At 43.8% G+C, this 16,701-nt stretch carries 10 protein-coding genes and 1 pseudogene; 7 read left to right on the forward strand and 4 right to left on the reverse strand.

Annotated features, from left to right (window positions below):
• Nucleotides 1–2: 2 nt before the first annotated feature.
• The 4 genes from MHH37_RS16340 (at nucleotide 3) to MHH37_RS16355 (ending at nucleotide 9,187) form a co-directional block, all read left to right on the forward strand.
• On the forward strand, nucleotides 3–6,941 hold the full coding sequence (locus MHH37_RS16340; protein ID WP_342573814.1) for an amino acid adenylation domain-containing protein: 6,939 nt from the start codon (nucleotides 3–5) through the stop codon (nucleotides 6,939–6,941).
• The gene (locus MHH37_RS16345) at nucleotides 6,934–7,140 is read left to right on the forward strand and encodes an MbtH family protein (protein WP_342573815.1); all 207 of its coding nucleotides are present in this window, start codon (nucleotides 6,934–6,936) and stop codon (nucleotides 7,138–7,140) included. The genes MHH37_RS16340 and MHH37_RS16345 overlap by 8 nt, the downstream gene beginning before the upstream one ends.
• A complete protein-coding gene (locus tag MHH37_RS16350; protein ID WP_342573816.1) occupies nucleotides 7,137–8,504 on the forward strand; it encodes a DHA2 family efflux MFS transporter permease subunit in 1,368 nt (455 codons plus the stop codon). Before MHH37_RS16345 ends, MHH37_RS16350 begins: the two co-directional genes overlap by 4 nt.
• 95 nt (nucleotides 8,505–8,599) lie before the next feature.
• Entirely contained in the window at nucleotides 8,600–9,187 is a 588-nt protein-coding gene (locus MHH37_RS16355) for a 4'-phosphopantetheinyl transferase superfamily protein (protein ID WP_342573817.1), read from the forward strand.
• A gap of 51 nt (nucleotides 9,188–9,238) precedes the next feature.
• On the opposite strand, the gene MHH37_RS16360 is transcribed toward MHH37_RS16355, so the two are convergent.
• From MHH37_RS16360 to MHH37_RS16375, 4 genes and pseudogenes are all read right to left on the reverse strand, one after another.
• Nucleotides 9,239–10,489, reverse strand: a complete 1,251-nt coding sequence (locus MHH37_RS16360; RefSeq protein WP_342573818.1) for a cytochrome P450 — start codon at nucleotides 10,487–10,489, stop codon at nucleotides 9,239–9,241.
• A 133-nt stretch (nucleotides 10,490–10,622) separates the two neighbouring features.
• Nucleotides 10,623–11,279: pseudogene (locus MHH37_RS16365) on the reverse strand (isochorismatase family protein); the annotation flags it as partial.
• Nucleotides 11,280–11,336: 57 nt separating this feature from the next.
• Nucleotides 11,337–12,539 carry an isochorismate synthase DhbC gene (dhbC, locus tag MHH37_RS16370; protein WP_342573819.1) on the reverse strand — a complete coding sequence of 401 codons (1,203 nt, stop codon included), beginning with the start codon at nucleotides 12,537–12,539 and terminating at the stop codon, nucleotides 11,337–11,339.
• Nucleotides 12,540–12,585: 46 nt separating this feature from the next.
• Nucleotides 12,586–13,374 carry a 2,3-dihydro-2,3-dihydroxybenzoate dehydrogenase gene (locus MHH37_RS16375; RefSeq protein ID WP_342573820.1) on the reverse strand — a complete coding sequence of 263 codons (789 nt, stop codon included), beginning with the start codon at nucleotides 13,372–13,374 and terminating at the stop codon, nucleotides 12,586–12,588.
• A gap of 798 nt (nucleotides 13,375–14,172) precedes the next feature.
• Here MHH37_RS16375 and MHH37_RS16380 point away from each other — a divergent pair.
• The 3 genes from MHH37_RS16380 to MHH37_RS16390 all read left to right on the forward strand — a co-directional run bounded on the left by MHH37_RS16380 (nucleotide 14,173) and on the right by MHH37_RS16390 (nucleotide 16,681).
• Nucleotides 14,173–14,928 carry a 3'-5' exonuclease gene (locus tag MHH37_RS16380; protein ID WP_342573821.1) on the forward strand — a complete coding sequence of 252 codons (756 nt, stop codon included), beginning with the start codon at nucleotides 14,173–14,175 and terminating at the stop codon, nucleotides 14,926–14,928.
• A gap of 300 nt (nucleotides 14,929–15,228) precedes the next feature.
• Entirely contained in the window at nucleotides 15,229–16,029 is an 801-nt protein-coding gene (locus MHH37_RS16385; protein WP_342573822.1) for a nucleotidyltransferase, read from the forward strand.
• 79 nt (nucleotides 16,030–16,108) lie between these two features.
• On the forward strand, nucleotides 16,109–16,681 hold the full coding sequence (locus MHH37_RS16390; protein WP_342573823.1) for a cupin domain-containing protein: 573 nt from the start codon (nucleotides 16,109–16,111) through the stop codon (nucleotides 16,679–16,681).
• Nucleotides 16,682–16,701 lie beyond the last annotated feature (20 nt).

Below are 16,701 nucleotides of genomic sequence, written 5' to 3' on the forward strand. Positions count from 1 at the left end.
GAATGGCTGAATTACGTTTCCCTTTAACTGAAGCTGCCGCAGGGATTTGGTATGCCCACCATTTAACGGAAAGCCCATTATACAATACAGCGGAGTACTTACATATTCAGGCTCCGATCGACTCCACCCTGCTGTTACAGGCAGTTGATGCCACAATCGAGAGCGCGGTTGGACTACATATCCAATGTTCGGAGGAAGAAGGCTCACTTTTCCAGACGATCCCTTCTTCGGTTCAGTTTCACTCTCAACAGATTAGTTGTTCAACGGGTGAAGCGTTTCAACATATGCAGGAAGATGTCGGAACATTGCTTCATTTAACAAAGGACAACTTTGTACGCGCCATTTTATTTTCGGTGTCTGCCGAAGAACATTTCCTTTATTTGCGCATTCACCATCTTGTCAGTGATGCGTATAGTTTCCGGTTACTGTTCCAGCAAATTTCCGAGCGCTATTCGGCTTTGCTTCATCATGAATCATTTACAAAACAGTTTGGTGACTATGTTCAGATGGTCGAGCAGGAAGTGCAGTACAGAACTTCCGATAAGGCAACGGCGGACGCTGCCTACTGGTTATCCAAAATGCAAGGAACCGAAGTCATTTCGCTCAGCAAAAAAAAGAGTGGTCGTATGGGACAGATTATTTTGTACCCCTCTTCCCTTTCTGCCGCTACATGGGCGAAATTAGAAACATACAGTAAGCAGCTGCATGTCAACATACAGGAAGTCGTTACTGCAGCAGTTATTGCCTACACAAAACGGATGTCACAGGCAGAGGATGTGATTGTCGGCATTCCGTTGATGAACCGTTTTGGTCATAAGTCATTGTCCGTACCAAGTACACGAGTAAATGTTTTGCCTTTGCGTGCAACGTTCACGACTGAGGAAACTTTTGAACAGCTTTGTATAAACGTAAAAAGCTTCATGACGGAGATGAAGCAGCATCAGTTGTACCGTCAAGAACAGCTGCGCCGTGATTTGCGGCTGACATCCGATGACCAGCTGTATGGTCCGGAAATTAATTTCATGCCGTTCTATGAAAACTATCTGTTCGGAAATGTCGAGGTAGAGAACAAGAAAGTTGTGACAGGGCCTGTTGAAGATATTTCATTTAATTTCTACAGCACGCCAAATGGAATGCAGTTTGATCTTGTAGCCAATTCGGATCTTTATGAACAGACAGAAGTGGAACGTCATGCCGCACGTTTCCTACAATTGCTTGAGTTATTGGTAGATCAAGCAAAAACACCGCTGTTCAACTTGCCAATGTTATTGCAAGAAGAAGCGGCCCTTTTTAAAGCAAAACAAGGCCCTGTCAGTGAGCTGAAAAATGCCACTGTGTATGAATTGTTCAAAAAACAGATGGAAAATATGCCTGGTGCAACCGCTGTTCAGATGAATGATACATCTATTTCCTATGCAGAACTGGATCTGCTTGTCGGTCGGATTGCGCATCAGCTGAAAGCGCATGACATTGGGCTCGAAGACTTTGTCGGAATTTGCATGGACCGTTCGATTGAAATGGTCGCATCGATGCTTGCCTGCTTCAAGATAGGTGCTGCCTACATTCCAATGGATCCTACTTATCCGGCAGAACGGCTACTTTATATGATTGAAGATGCTCGTCCTAAAATTGTGCTCGTAAATGGTGAGGTTTCATTTATTGCAAAAGGAACACCGATTGTGACATTACACCCTTCGAAGCAAATTTATGAACCGATTGCCACTTGTATTGGACAAACAGCTTATATGATTTATACGTCTGGATCTACCGGAAATCCAAAAGGTGTCGTTGTTGAAATGCCAAGCTTGGTTAACTTTTTACAAGCGATGCAGCATCAATTTACATTATCTGAAAAGGACAATTTACTGGCGATTACAACGATTTCTTTCGATATTTCGGCATTGGAGCTTTATTTACCGTTGCTCTACGGGGCATCTATTCATCTGGCGACAAAAGAACAAGTACAAGATCCGGTTGTGATGCAGTCGCTGATCCAGCAGCAAAACATTTCCATCATGCAGGCTACACCGACTGTTTGGCAGATGATTGTACAGTACGCAAAAGATGCGCTGAAAGGACTTACTGTTCTTGTCGGTGGTGAAGCCCTTTCAAAAAGCCTTGCGCAGGCACTACTGGAAGCAGGAGCTACCGTTCACAACATGTATGGACCTACCGAAACAACAATCTGGTCAACTTGCACGGAAATTCGTCCGCAAGATACTCCTTCATTAGGTAATGCAATCGACCGGACAGACATTTATGTGCTCGATACCATGCTGCAGCCCGTTCCGATTGGTGTCGTTGGAGAATTGTATATTGCTGGTGACGGACTGGCGCGCTGTTATCATAATCGTCCAACCTTAACGGCAGAGCGTTTTGTTGCACATCCATTTGCATCCGGAAAACGCATGTACCGGACAGGAGATTTAGTCGTGTGGCAGGAGGATGGCAGCCTTCATTATATTAGCCGGGCCGACCACCAAGTCAAAATTCGTGGCTTCCGTATTGAATTAGGCGAAATCGAAAATGCCCTTGAAGAAATCACTTCAATTGAACAAGCCGTTGTGATGATCCGTGAAGATCAGCCGGGTCATAAACGAATCGTTGCCTATGTTGTTGGGAATGAAACAGAGGAACAATGCAGACTGGAGCTAGGAGAACGTTTGCCGGATTATATGGTACCTGCTCATTTTGTTTTCATGGAGGCCTTCCCATTAACGAATAACGGAAAAGTCGATCGGAAAGCGCTGCCGCAGCCTCATGTTTCGAATGTTGCAAAAGCGAAACCGACAACGCGTACAGAAGAAACGATTTGTATGTTCTTTGAAAATATTTTGAATCTCAATTCAGTGGGAATCGATGAAAACTTCTTCCAGCTAGGAGGGCATTCCCTGCTCGCAACCGAGCTGCTGTTGGCATTACGGAAAACATTTGCTATCGATTTATCAATCTCCGTCATTTTCAATCAGCCTACTGTAAAAGAGCTGGCACAAGCTGTGGACAAAGCAAAGAAAAAGACGCTCGCTGTAATCGACAGACAGCAAGTTGAAAAAATTCCTTTATCGCATGCACAGCGCAGTTTATGGTTTATCCAGCAGCTGGAGGAATCAAGTGCTTCTTATAATATTCCGCTTGTTTATACATTTGATCAGCCGATAGATGTATTAAAACTGATTAAATCCATTGGTAAAGTGGTAGAAAAACATGCCATTTTACGTACGGTTTATCCTGCAGTGGATGGGGTGCCCTATCAGAAAATCGTTGAGGATACGCCGAAAGTGCTGATTGAGGAAGTGAGCCCTGAAGAGGTGCCGGCTCAAATTAATGCGTGCACTCGCTATGCGTTTGATTTGAAACATGAACCCGGCTTTCGTGTAACGCTCATTAATACGAACACATTGGTCGTTGTATTCCACCATATTAGTGCTGATGGCTGGTCACTTGCAACATTCACTGAAGATCTGCAGCTTGCCTATGAAGGTCATGAGTTAGAGCCGTTAACGATTCAATACCATGACTTTGCGGTTTGGCAGCAAACGCACGGTGTTTATACAGACGACAACATTACTTATTGGAAGGAAAAACTGAAGCATGTTCCGGATGAAATTGAGCTTGTCCGGGATGGAAAGCGTCAATTGCAGGTGAAACCAACTAGCGAAACATTGACGTTTACAATCGATTCCGCGCTTCACGGACAATTGCAGCAGCTTGCCAAAGATGAACAGGCAACTCTTTACATGGTGCTACAAAGCGGATTCTTAGCCCTCATGACAAAGCTCGGTGCAGGGGAAGATCTGATTCTCGGTAGTCCAATGGCGGGCCGTGATCAGGAAGAACTGCTGGCAAATGTCGGTATGTTCATCAATACGGTGGCGATACGGACGGATACTTCCGGGGACCCTCGTTTCACAAAATTAATGGAACGCGTAAAACAAACATCGATTGAGGCAATGGAGCACCAATATGTTCCTTTTGACCATATTGTCGAAGCATTAAAACCGACTCGTGTCCCTTCACAGCACCCGATTTTCCAGATTATGTTTGCCTTACAGAATACGCCTCAGCCATCACTTGTAATGGAAGGCCAAAATGCCGACATTCAGCTGCATACGGTTGGTCAGCCAAAATTCGATTTGAATATCGAGATGCGTGAGGAATATTTAGCCGAGCAGCCTAATGGCATCGAAGTACAGGTGGAATACCGAACGGATTTATATGAAGCAGAAACAGTTGCCGCTCTTATGGAACGCTATGTAATCGTCCTGCAGCAGGCGCTGAACAATCCTGCCATTTCAGAATTGGATGTGCTGTTGGAACAGGAACAGGAAAAAATCCTGCTTGACTGGAATCCGAAAGGCCATGTAAGCGATCAAAAAACGATTGCCGAACAATTTGAAGCGATTGTGGAAATGCATCCCGAACGAATTGCTGTCAGTGACGAAAACGAAGAGTTTACTTATACCGATTTGAACCGTAAAGCGAACCAGTTAGCACATCTTTTACTGGAAAAAGGCGTTACATCCGAAACATTTGTCGCACTGTTAATGCGGCGTTCAACCGATATGATTGTCAGTATTTTAGCCGTTTTAAAAACCGGCGCTGCCTATGTGCCGATTGATCCGGTTTATCCGCAAGACCGAATTGACTACATTTTAAACGATTCAAACCCGAGCTGTTTAATCACTACAGAAGACTTGATGCCGTCTGCAGAAGCGACGCCTGTGATGGAAGTGCTTGTAATAGAGGAGCTTTCGCTTACTTCATTCCCTGTTGAAAATACGAATCATAACAATCATCCAATGAATCCGGCCTATGTTATCTATACTTCCGGTTCAACTGGCCGACCAAAAGGTGTGGTTATTCCGAACCAGAACGTTATCCGCTTACTTGATGCAACAGATGAATGGTTTCATTTTAACAAAGAAGATCGCTGGTCGCTGTTCCATTCCTATGCCTTTGACTTTTCCGTATGGGAAATATGGGGTGCCCTGTTATACGGCGGTGAGCTCGTAATTATCCCGTACAATGTCAGCCGCTCGCCAATCGACTTTTTAGCATTGCTTGCAGACAAGAAAATTACGGTGCTGAACCAGACACCATCTGCCTTCTATCAGCTCATGACCGTTGATAAAGAGCATGCCGAACTGTCCGAACAACTGGCACTTCGCTACATTGTCTTTGGCGGGGAGGCACTTAACCTGACGCGTTTACAAGAATGGTATGACCGACATCCGTCAGATGCACCTACCCTTGTGAATATGTACGGCATTACCGAAACAACTGTCCATGTCAGCTACTTAAGTTTAAATGAAGAACTGAGCCAGTCACAGGCGAATAGTCTGATCGGCACGGCGATTCCTGATTTAAATATTTATGTCCTTGATGGGCAGTTAAAACTTGTTCCTCCCGGTGTTGTCGGCGAAATGTATGTTTCTGGAGAAGGCTTGGCACAAGGCTATTTAAACCGCGCTTCCTTAACGGCAGAACGTTTTATCGCAAACCCGTATGGAGCTCCTGGAAGCCGGATGTACCGTACAGGCGATCTGGCTCGCTGGACGAAAAACGGCGAACTGGACTATATCGGACGCATTGACCACCAAGTGAAAATACGCGGTTTCCGCATTGAGCTTGGCGAGATTGAACAAGTGCTTCTAAAACATCCGCATATCGCACAGGCAGCTGTCATTGCGAGAGAAGATCGAAAAGAAGATGTCCGCTTGGCTGCCTACTATGTTCCGGAGCAAGGCACGGACGTAACAGAGCAAATGTTGAAAGAATTCGTTTCCCGTTCGCTGCCGGCCTATATGGTCCCTTCAAGCTGCACTTGCCTGGAGCAGATGCCGCTTACCGCCAACGGAAAACTGGATACGAAGCAGCTCCCTGCTCCTGTCATTACATTGCAGGAACTTGTATTGCCGAAAACACCGCAGGAAACATTGCTTTGTGAACTGTTCTGCGAAGTACTGAATCTTCCACAGGTCGGCACAGAGGACAGCTTTTTCGAACTTGGCGGCCACTCGTTATTAGCCGTACAGCTGATCGGACGCATTCACGAGGCATTCGGTAAAGAGCTGGCAATCGGGCATTTATTTGAAGCACCTACTGTATCCGGACTCGCACATATTCTGCAAAAAGGGAAAGAATCTCAAGCATTGAACACCGTACTGCCGTTACGCAGCGGGGAGCAACCAATTTTTGCTGTCCATCCTGCAGGGGGGTTAAGTTGGTGCTATGCAGGACTGCTAAAAAATCTGCCGCCGGAATTTGCCCTATACGGCATTCAAGCAAAAGGGATTGCCGAAGACTGTGAACTTCCGGGTTCTTTAACTGAAATGGCATTCGGCTATATTGAAGCCATCAAAGAAATTCAGCCAAAAGGACCTTATCGTCTACTCGGATGGTCACTTGGCGGAAATGTCGTACAGGAAATGGCTGTCCAGCTGGAACGCCAAGGAGAAGAACTGTCGCTTCTATGCATTATGGATGCCTACCCGTTCACATTCACCCCGCCAGTGGAGCTGACGGAAGAACAGGAGGCACTTGTCGCACTTCTTGCCCTAGCCGGGTATGAACCTGACATAGAAGATGAAGTGACACAGGAATATGTAATGAATGCTCTAAAAGCAGAGGGCAGCGCGATTGCAACATTAGATGAGTCGACCTTTCTGCGCTTAAAAGAAGTGTATAAAAACTCGATTCAGTTACTCAAAAATCATCAGCCCCAAACGTATGATGGCGATGCTTTATTTTATAAATCTACACTTGTGCCAGATTGGATCCCGGACGTTGATGTTACTTCGTGGAAACCATATATCAAAGGAGAGCTTAAACAGATTGATATTGCCTGTCGCCATAAAGATATGTGTCAGTCCATACCATTGAATGAAATCAGCCAAACATTAATCAAACACTTAGTAAAGGAGAAAAAAATGTATGTCTAACCCTTTTGAACAAGATGATCGTGAATACTATGTTTTGCGAAATGCGGAAGAACAGCACTCAGTATGGCCAGCAGTCATCCCTGTCCCTGCCGGATGGGAGGTCGTATATGGCCCTGCGTTAAAACCATTATGCCAACTCTATATAGAAGAAAATTGGCTGGATATGAGACCTAAAAGTATTCGTAGTGTTTTAGGATGAATGCACAGCAAGCAGTCATCATCGCCCTCTATGTAGTGGCGATGTTCATGGTTTCAATCGACGGAACGATTGTCAATGTGCTACTTCCTACGATTGCCGTTGAATTCGGTGTAACGCCAGGGGCAACGAACGGCATTAATATCGGCTACCTTGTCAGCATCGCTGTTGCATTGCCTGCTGCCGGATATTTAAGCAATCGGTTCGGCGTAAAAAGAATGTATGTACTCTCTGTCAGTCTATTTACACTCGCCTCTCTTCTTTGCGGATTGGCGGGAAGCTTGCAGGCCCTTATTTTAGCGCGCGTGCTGCAGGGACTGGCAGGAGGAATCATTACACCTGTCAGCATGACACTGCTGTTTCGGACATTTTCTCCATCGGAAAGACAAAATCTGTCGCGTTCATTAGTATTGCCAATCGCCTTTGCACCGGCGATTGGCCCCTTAGTGGGCGGACTGTTTTCGGAGTATTTATCATGGAACTGGGCGTTCTTCATTAATATTCCGTTTGGTATCATCATCGTCCTGATCGGACTTTTTGGCTTAACGGAATTTGAGATCTTTAAAGCACCATTTGATACGAGGGGCTATATGCTCATTGCACTCGGGCTGCCGCTGTTAATGCTCACACTGAGCCTTATTGCATCAGACGGTGTTTCCATTACGGTCGTCTTTTGTGCGATTGTCGGCGTATTTTTATTAGGCCGTTTTTATGTATATGAACGAAAAATAAAAGAGCCGCTGCTGGATGTGCGTCTGTATGAACAACCGCTTTTCCTTTCATCAAGTCTTGTCGCGATGTGTTCCATGGGCGCCTTGATGGGGATGCTGTATCTGTTCCCGCTCATGTATCAGTACGCGTACTCAGCTTCTGCTCTGGAAAGTTCACTCATTACGTTTACCGAGGCACTTGGACTGATGGTCGCATCCAAATTACTGCCTCGAACATCCAAGCGTTTCGGCATGCTGTATACAGTACGTCTCGGTCTGATCGGTACAGTAATGATTTTCTGCTGTATCGCCATCCTTGGTCCTTCAGCAAATCCTTGGCTGTTACGCGGATTGATGTTTGCTGTTGGGATATGTTTAGGCCATAGTGTAATCGGTTCACAACTTTCCGCCTTTCATCATGTAGCGAAAAGTCAGATGAGCAAGGCGACAACGCTATACAATATGTTTAACCGCGTTGGAGGTGCAGTAGGAATTGCACTTGTAGCGACGACATTAACCGTGTCTGGTCGTTACTTTTCAGAGATCCTCTCTTATCAGTACGCCCTCGTTGCTACGGTTGTTCTGCTTCTGGCAGGACTCGGCTGTTCTTTATTTGCGAAAGAACAGGAAACTATTCTAAAGGGAGAAAAAGCATGACAACCATTGCCTATTGCAAGATCAACGAGATGCCTACTGATTGGCAACGTTATCTTCCCTTTTTGGAAAGCGACGTGGTGCAGCGGGTTGGACGCATGCGGAAAACAGAAGATCAGTTGCGAACGGTTTGTGCTCATTTACTAACGAAGATGATGTTGGTGACGACTTATGAAAAGCAATTATCGGAAGTTCGCTTTACCAAAGATTCAAACGGTAAATACCAACTAGGACAAGACCTTCACTTCAATCTCTCCCATTCCGGAAATTATGTGGCATGTGCCATTAGTGATTTTCCGGTTGGAATTGATGTGGAACAGCAGGTAACAAGGGACTTCTCCATCTTTCAAGCGTTGTGGAGCGAAGAGGAGAAGCATCTCTATAAACTTCTTGAACAGGAAGCTTTCTATGCCCTCTGGACTGCTAAGGAAAGTTACGGGAAATATAAAGGGTTTGGTTTACACGATTCTTTAATGGAGGCAACGATTCGGCAAGATGGAACGATTCATCTTCCCGCCTCACGTGTAACAGCCCGTACCATTCCTTTTTTCCTTGCACCTGGTTACAGTGCAGCTGTCTGTTTGGAGGATTCTTTGGAGACCGTAACGCACGTTCAGTCGGCACAAATTGAAACATTTTATAGGAAAAGGTTGCGACATATGCGAAAAATTGAGTTAACGAATTAGCATTTAAAAGCCTGTAACCAAGTAAAAGGTTACAGGCTTAATTAATTCATCTTATACTCGCTGAACATTATTAATCATCACTTTGCTTTTAGGCAAGCTTGGGATGCTAACTTTGCTGTAGCTTAAATCCTGTTCCGGGACATCGTACGTCATTTGATTAACTAGGAAATCTAGACTCACTTTCATCATCTCAATCGTCACCCATTCCCCTGCACAGCGATGGCCTAAATAGTAATCGCCGCCACCTTGCGGAATAAAGCTGAACGGACTGCCATCCCAGTTTTCAAAACGGCTCGGCTGAAATACTTCGGGATTCTCCCAAATATTCGTATCATGATTCGTTCCGTATAAATCCAATAAAGTTAATGTACCCTTTTCAAACGTATAATCCTTCCATGTAAACTCTGCTTTTACTTCCGCAGCGGCAAAAGGGAAGAATGGATAAAAACGGCGCACTTCCTGCACAAACATCTGTGCATTTTTCTCGTTGCCGGATTGAAGTTTCTTCCGCTCTTCCGGATAATGATAGGCAGCCAATGCTGAAAAAGTAATATAGACCGCAATCGCTACAATCGGCCTTAATATATTGATTACTTCTACAGAAGCGACCTCCTGATCAAGAAGTTTCCCTTCCAAATCACGATGCCATGAAAATGTATACAGTGCTGTGCCTTCTTCGGGATTCAGTTTCCCGTTGCGCACTTGGTCGATGAGGTTCCCTATCCACTTTTCCACCCGGTTTCGTGCATGTCTGCCAGCCCAGTGTGATGGACCAATTGCAGTTGCCGATTCAAACATCGCTCTTAAATCGTCTGCGAGCTTTTTCATGTCCTTTTCTTCCACCGGTACCCCCGCCCACTCACAGGCAGTACGGCACATAATTTCCAGCGCTTCCTCGTAAAGAACAACGTCGTCCATCTGCTGCCATTTAGTTAAAGCTGTATCCCACTGCTTCGCGGCAATTTCATTCATTTTTTTAAGTCGATCCTGGGACATAATGGACATAAACATCTTTTTCCGGTGCTTATGGGCATCTCCATCCAGTGTCTGTACACCCTTTTTGCCGAATAATGTTTCGGCAACACGGTTTGGTGCAACGCCTGCCCTTTTAAACTTACTGTTATCGTAAAAAAGGTCGGCCGCTTCCTTTCCGCCCATACAGACCGCCTTTTTTCCAAGCAATCGTGTTTCGAACAGATCGGAATGAAAGCTTTGTCTTCTATTTAAAATATACAAATAGCCTTCTTTCAGAAGATTCAGGCTGTGGTCAATTCCTTCTTCCTTTGGCACCGAATTTGTCATCTACTTCATCTCCTTTTGTCTAAAAACATTGTCGGTAACCAATTCCCTGTTTATTCTTCAAAAAAACTTGCTTCCATTTAAACGCAAAAAACAGGCGGTGAAAATTTTCACCACCTGTTCATTCTTATACGAGCTCTACTTCTGCAGATGCCTCACGCTTTAGCTGGTCCATAATTTGTGCTGTAGAATAAACTGCCCCACAGCGACCTGCTACATAGTTGATCGCCATTTCATGCTCAGGTTGTGTAAAATCAGCTACTGCATCGGCAATGAAAAACGGCTTAATGTCCGACATGAAAGCTTCTCCAGCAGTCATGAGGCAACCGATATGGGCGTAAACCCCACAAATGATTAACTGATCTCGGCCTTGTTCGTTCATCATTTCCAGTAAATTCGATTTCTTAAATGCACTGTAGCGCCATTTTTTCAGTACGATATCGGCCTTGCCTGGCGCCAATTCATCGATTACTTTTGTAATGTTCGGATCGTCTTTTAGTCCCGTCCCCCAAAAATCAGTCAGTAATGCGCGTTCTTCTGGGTTTTGATTGCCTGATTGTGCCGTATAGACAACCGGAATGCCAAGTTCATCGCATTGTTTTCTAATTACTTTTATATTGGCGATCATTTCACGAACTAATGACGAATCCTTCTCATAATAATCGATAAAATATTGCTGCATATCATGAATGAGTAGGACAGACTTGTTCGGATCGACTTTCCAACCTACTTTATTTTTTGGAAGATTGCTTTCTTTCGGCATTTTATATGATGAGATCGCTGGAATAGCCATCTAAATCACTCCTTTTTCTTTGTTGGTGAACCCTGTTGTATTTCATATAAATAGTCGTTAAATATCCTTCAGTTGCTCTGTATCGATGCCCATTGCGCGAAGCATTGTCTGGAATTTCGCACCCGTCTCAGCCAATTCTTCTTCAGGCTTCGATTCGCTCACAACGCCTGCTCCCGCAAATAAGCGTAATGAATCGCCATTTGCCTCTGCGCAGCGAATCGTCACAACCCATTCCCCGTCGCCTTCAGCATCACACCAACCGATTGTGCCTGTAAAGAAGCCTCGGTCAAACGGTTCAATTTCTGTGATTGCCTGTCTTGCCTTTTCCGTTGGTGCGCCACAAACAGCTGGTGTAGGCTGCAGGGCAATGGCTAAATCCAACGATGAGATATCCGCTTTCAGGAGCTCTCCTTTAATGACAGTCGAAAGATGCATCATCGTTTCCGTATACACGACTGACGGTTTTTCCGGGACTTCGATCGTTTTTAGTAATGGACGCAATCCCTTGACGACTGCTTCCACTACGACCGCATGCTCATGTAAATCCTTTGGTGAAGAAAGCAGTTCATCTTCACGTCTTTGGTTCTCTACCGGATCTTCACTTCTAGGTCTTGAGCCGGCCAATGGATTCGCGATGGCGTACATCCCTTGTCTTGAAACAAGCAGCTCCGGACTAGCCCCGATGAGCGAAGCCTTTTGATTTCCGTATTCAATCGGTGCTGCAAACGTATATCCATGTTTGTTTTGATACGCAAGATTACGTAACAGTTGCGGGAGGTCGATCGGCTCATTGAGACTTACTTCCAGTGAACGTGACAGCACAATTTTATCGAGTTCGCCGCTTCTTATTCTTTCAATCCCTTGCATGACACCTAGCTTATAGTGCTCTGGTGATGGATTGGATACGAGCCGATTGACAGTAACTGATGCTGAACCGGACACTGCCCTTTCCTCCTGCTGCAATGATGGTGCGATTTGGATAGATTCCGGAACAAGTAAACATGCTTTTTTATAGTAATCAAATGGTACCGCGCCCGTTACGACTGATCGTGGATGTCCTTGTTCTTTAGCCTTCCTCAGCGCGCTCGCCACCCTATCGGACAATCCTTCCATCTGGTTTTGATGTGGTTCACCCGTTGGCACATGCATGAATACACCTTTGCCTAATATTGTTCTTTTTGGTGTTTCAATGAAAAAGTCACCAACTTCATATTCATCTAAAAGTTCATGTTCGATTACTACTTTTTGTTTGCTTACCATATTACCGCCCCTTTTCGTTTCACTATTCTGAATTCAAAAGACAGACTTAGTTGGCTCCCAATGTCGCGCCGCCATCCACGACAAGATTGCTCATCGTAATATGACTTGAGTGATTGGACAGGAAAAATAGAATAGCGTCCACAATATTGTCCGGTTGTGCAATCTTTTTCAGCGGAATCCCTACTTTATACGTTTCAGTCATTCCTTTAATCATTACTTCAGCGCCATGATCATCGGACCACATCGAACGTTGCATGTCCGTATCCGTCGACCCTGGTGAAACGATATTACAGCGTATATTATGCTCTGCCAGCTCTAAACCGAGACATTTTGTAAACATGACCGTTGCCGCCTTTGATGCTGCATAGGCCGCCATCGAAATTCTCGGTACACTTGCGGCATTGGATCCGACTGTTACAATGGAACCTGCTTTTCTTTGAATCATATAACGGCTTACTGCTCTTGAAATATAAAACACACCTGTCGTATTAATTGAAAAGATCCTTGCCCAGTCACGGTCAGTACATGATTCGACCGGTCCTGTAGCCAATGCACCTGCTACATTGACGAGCATTTTGATTGGTCCAATTTCGTTTTCCACTTTCTCTACAACTGCATCAATGGCGTTACTATCTCCGACATCTGCAGGAAAGGCGAAAACTTCGTGGTCCTGCTCTATTAAACCATTCACATGGCTTCTCAATTTTTCCTCGTTATAATCGATTACAGCAACTTTTACTCCTAATGTAGCCAAGCTTTTGACAAGGCTTGCGCCAATTCCTTGGGCTCCACCTGTCACAAGTGCAACTTTCCCTCTTAACTCCTGAAAGTTCACTTCAACACTTCCTTTCTCATTTACAGTTATGTAAAGACAGCTTGATTTCTTATTAGAATCAACAATCAATAATGATAATCATTATCAATTGATTCTATTAGCAATGATAGGCCTAACATTTTACAACGTCAAGAGACATTCAAACTTTCCCATAGAAAGACCTAAGTTTCGGTTTAGTGCTGATTTAAAGAAGTAATATTCGGCATTTTCGAAAAATTTATAAGGAAAACTAATTTAACAAAATCCAAATAAAGGAATAAATATGAACTTTCTCTCCTCTATTATGTAGTCTTACCAATTCATTACTGACCCGTAGAGAAGGTATCATTATGCAAATATTTTGTAAGAAATACACTCTTGGAAATGGAATCGATAGGAATATTGAATTACTGTACAAAAGATTATGAAATTCGTTCGATTTTTCCTGCGACTTAAATTATTTTCTGTTAATTTGGAACACCGTTAAAAACCTGCTACTAAAACGTTCCTAAGCCTTTATTTTAATAAAAATTAGGCTTAACCCAACGTTCAATCCGTTAGTGTTAGGCATTAAAAACGCGGATTTCTGGGAAAACCTCGAAGCAAGATCTTCGATACCAAATACCGTTCCTTCAAAAGGAAAAACAGTCGTTGCGAAGAAAGTCCATGAGCGTCTGCAACCCGTGCCGAATTCGTTTTCTGAATAATTGATAGGCTGACCATTGCTGAATCTTCCGGTTATGGTCAGCTTTTTATTTATTAATTTCTTCTTATATGGTTCAATAATAGAACACACGTTCCAATCAAGAGGTGAAGTTTATGAACATCGATCGGCTACACATACGAATCATGATTACATGCTCGATTGTCAGCTTTGCCAAACGGGAAGCATTGGCCGCAAGCTATCCGTTAGAGGCAATTGAAGAACTGGAACAGCACGGCTATATTGCCCAGACGCGTTATGGCCATTATTACAATACGAAACTTGCCGCGCAGTATTTAAGAAAATTTATTACAACGTATAGCCCGCGCTTAAAGGTTGCGGAAATGGTGGAACTGTTGGAGTCTGCACCCGAATATGTTGTCGTTGATATCGAAACAACGGGAGGCTCTGCTGCTAGGGGCGATAAAATCGTGGAAATAGCTGCGTTAAAAATTCGCCATGGTGAAACGGTGGACCTCTTTCACCGGTTTGTGAATCCGGAAAAACCAATCAAAAATTCGCATATTCACGGGATTACTAATGAACGTGTCAAACATGAACAAACGATCTCCCATGTCATTCACGCGTTTAAAGCTTTTTTAGGTGATTTGCCGATCGTCAGTCATCATATCGGGTTTGACTGGTACAGCTTTCTCGCGCTGGAGTTTTTCCGAAATGGGATTCGTCCAACAAATCCGGCTGCCTGCACTGTCCTGCTTGCGCGGAAATATTTAGATAGTCCTAGAAATAATTTAAATGTCATTGCCGAAACGTATAACATCCCGCTTCTCAAGCATCATACAGCCGATGCAGATGCGATTTGTGCCAATGAAATACTGCAGCTTATTATGAAAAAAGCGACTGCACAGTAGGAACCTGTTTATTAAGTTCATTTGTGCAATCGCTTTTTTGTTTTGGATTTTATTAGAATAGTTGGGGTGGTTATTAGAAAATGTCGGCGGGTTATTAGAACATCGGAGTGCTTTATTTGAAGATGTCAGATGGTTTTTAGAACAACTGAGTGATATATTAGAAAATCGCAATTATATTAGAATATTTTTAGGTTTATTAGAACATTGCCGGTCGTTATTAGAACTAAATACATGCCTCCTGTTTTATTTGAAACTATTTCCAGCCAATCGACGTAGAATAGAACAATTGGAGGTGTACGGATGAGAAACTTATCTTCATATATGATGCTTACCGGGATATTGATCACTGCGATATGCGGGAACTGGATCATCCTTAATTATGATGGGGTCGTGATTTATCCGAAAGCTTCTTATCTTACTTTCGGAATCGGGTTAGTACTGGTAGGATGCACTTTTGTAATGAATCAAATCTTCAGTTACCGGGAACCGGAAAAAGCACATATAAAAGATAAACGGCATGCTTTAAACGAATGGCTTACTGCTAATCAGCCAGTTAATAAATGGTTGATTGGAATCGTTGTTCTCCCGCTTGTGATCGCACCGTTTTATAGCTGGACGCTGTTTTTTACGATGTTTGAATGGTATTTATTTTCAGGGCTTGTATTAGCCGGTATTATTTACATGCTAAAAGGTGACAGAGTAGAAGACAATAAAGATTGGGAGTATAAAGGGAAGACAAAAAAGATGCTTGATCTGATCGATTACCGCAAACATCCGTTTAATATTTCGCTTATTATCTACATCCTGGTCATTGTCAGTTTTGTGTTAAGTAAGAGATTGGATATTCCGCTCTATATGGAAACAGGAGGCAACCCGCGCTACGTTACTTCTTTGCCGAAAATTTCATTTTTAATGTCTTCCTTAATGGTCGTGAGTACGTTTATTTATATTATCAGTCATGGGGATTTCTTTGGTTTTCGTAAAGCCGTGTTAAGTTATGAAAGAGTCATGTTCGTCCACTTTGCAGAAATTATTGTATGTGGTGCCACCCTGTTTATTTTAATTTTCACATTAATCAATGCGTTGTATGTGTATTTTTAGATGGATGGCTACTATCGACAATAGGCACACACCGGTAAATTATTGCATACTTTAACTACAATAAAAAAGAGGTGAACTATTGAATCCGAATCAAGATTATACATCAGTGCAACCCCAGTTTACATTCGACCTTAATAAAAACCCGTTGTTCGTAAAAGACCAGCAAAATTTTATTAATGTAATGGGCGTCAACCAGTTAAATACACTGGATAATATATCGCTGCTTGATATTTATTTGAGTGCCAATAATGTCATTGAACCGCACTACCACCAAAATGCGGCGGAACTTGTTTATTGTATTGCGGGAAGTGCGGTTGTTTCGATTTTGAATCCGTTTACGAAACAGCTGATGCATTTTCCGATTACCCCCGGCCAGGTCGCAAACGTCCCTCATGGGTGGTGGCATTACGAAGTCGCCACGCAAAACAACACGCATCTGCTCGCCATTTTCAACGCACCGACACCTGAAGTCATTTTAGGTTCCGACCTCCTCAAGCTGACACCAGCAAATATTATGGCCCACACATATGGGATGAACGAAAATTTGTGGACGCAGGCAGTTGCACCGGTACGGCCGAATACCTTCATCGGTCCACCAAACCCATGGCAGCAAGTCCAGCCCGGCAATTATGGCGGCGGGTATGAGCAGTAGTTTTTCTCGGTCAAAGGAAT

The sequence above is a fragment of the Solibacillus sp. FSL K6-1781 genome (assembly GCF_038630735.1).
In the GTDB taxonomy this organism is placed as follows: domain Bacteria; phylum Bacillota; class Bacilli; order Bacillales_A; family Planococcaceae; genus Solibacillus; species Solibacillus silvestris.

Excerpts from the sequence above, each read along its gene's own strand:
- MHH37_RS16340 (WP_342573814.1), top strand. The coding sequence starts at position 3 with ATGGCTGAATTACGTTTCCCTTTAACTGAAGCTGCCGCAGGGATTTGG.
- MHH37_RS16345 (WP_342573815.1), top strand. The coding sequence starts at position 6,934 with ATGTCTAACCCTTTTGAACAAGATGATCGTGAATACTATGTTTTGCGA.
- MHH37_RS16350 (WP_342573816.1), top strand. The coding sequence starts at position 7,137 with ATGAATGCACAGCAAGCAGTCATCATCGCCCTCTATGTAGTGGCGATG.
- MHH37_RS16355 (WP_342573817.1), top strand. The coding sequence starts at position 8,600 with ATGCGGAAAACAGAAGATCAGTTGCGAACGGTTTGTGCTCATTTACTA.
- MHH37_RS16360 (WP_342573818.1), bottom strand. The coding sequence starts at position 10,489 with ATGACAAATTCGGTGCCAAAGGAAGAAGGAATTGACCACAGCCTGAAT.
- dhbC (WP_342573819.1), bottom strand. The coding sequence starts at position 12,539 with ATGGTAAGCAAACAAAAAGTAGTAATCGAACATGAACTTTTAGATGAA.
- MHH37_RS16380 (WP_342573821.1), top strand. The coding sequence starts at position 14,173 with ATGAACATCGATCGGCTACACATACGAATCATGATTACATGCTCGATT.
- MHH37_RS16385 (WP_342573822.1), top strand. The coding sequence starts at position 15,229 with ATGAGAAACTTATCTTCATATATGATGCTTACCGGGATATTGATCACT.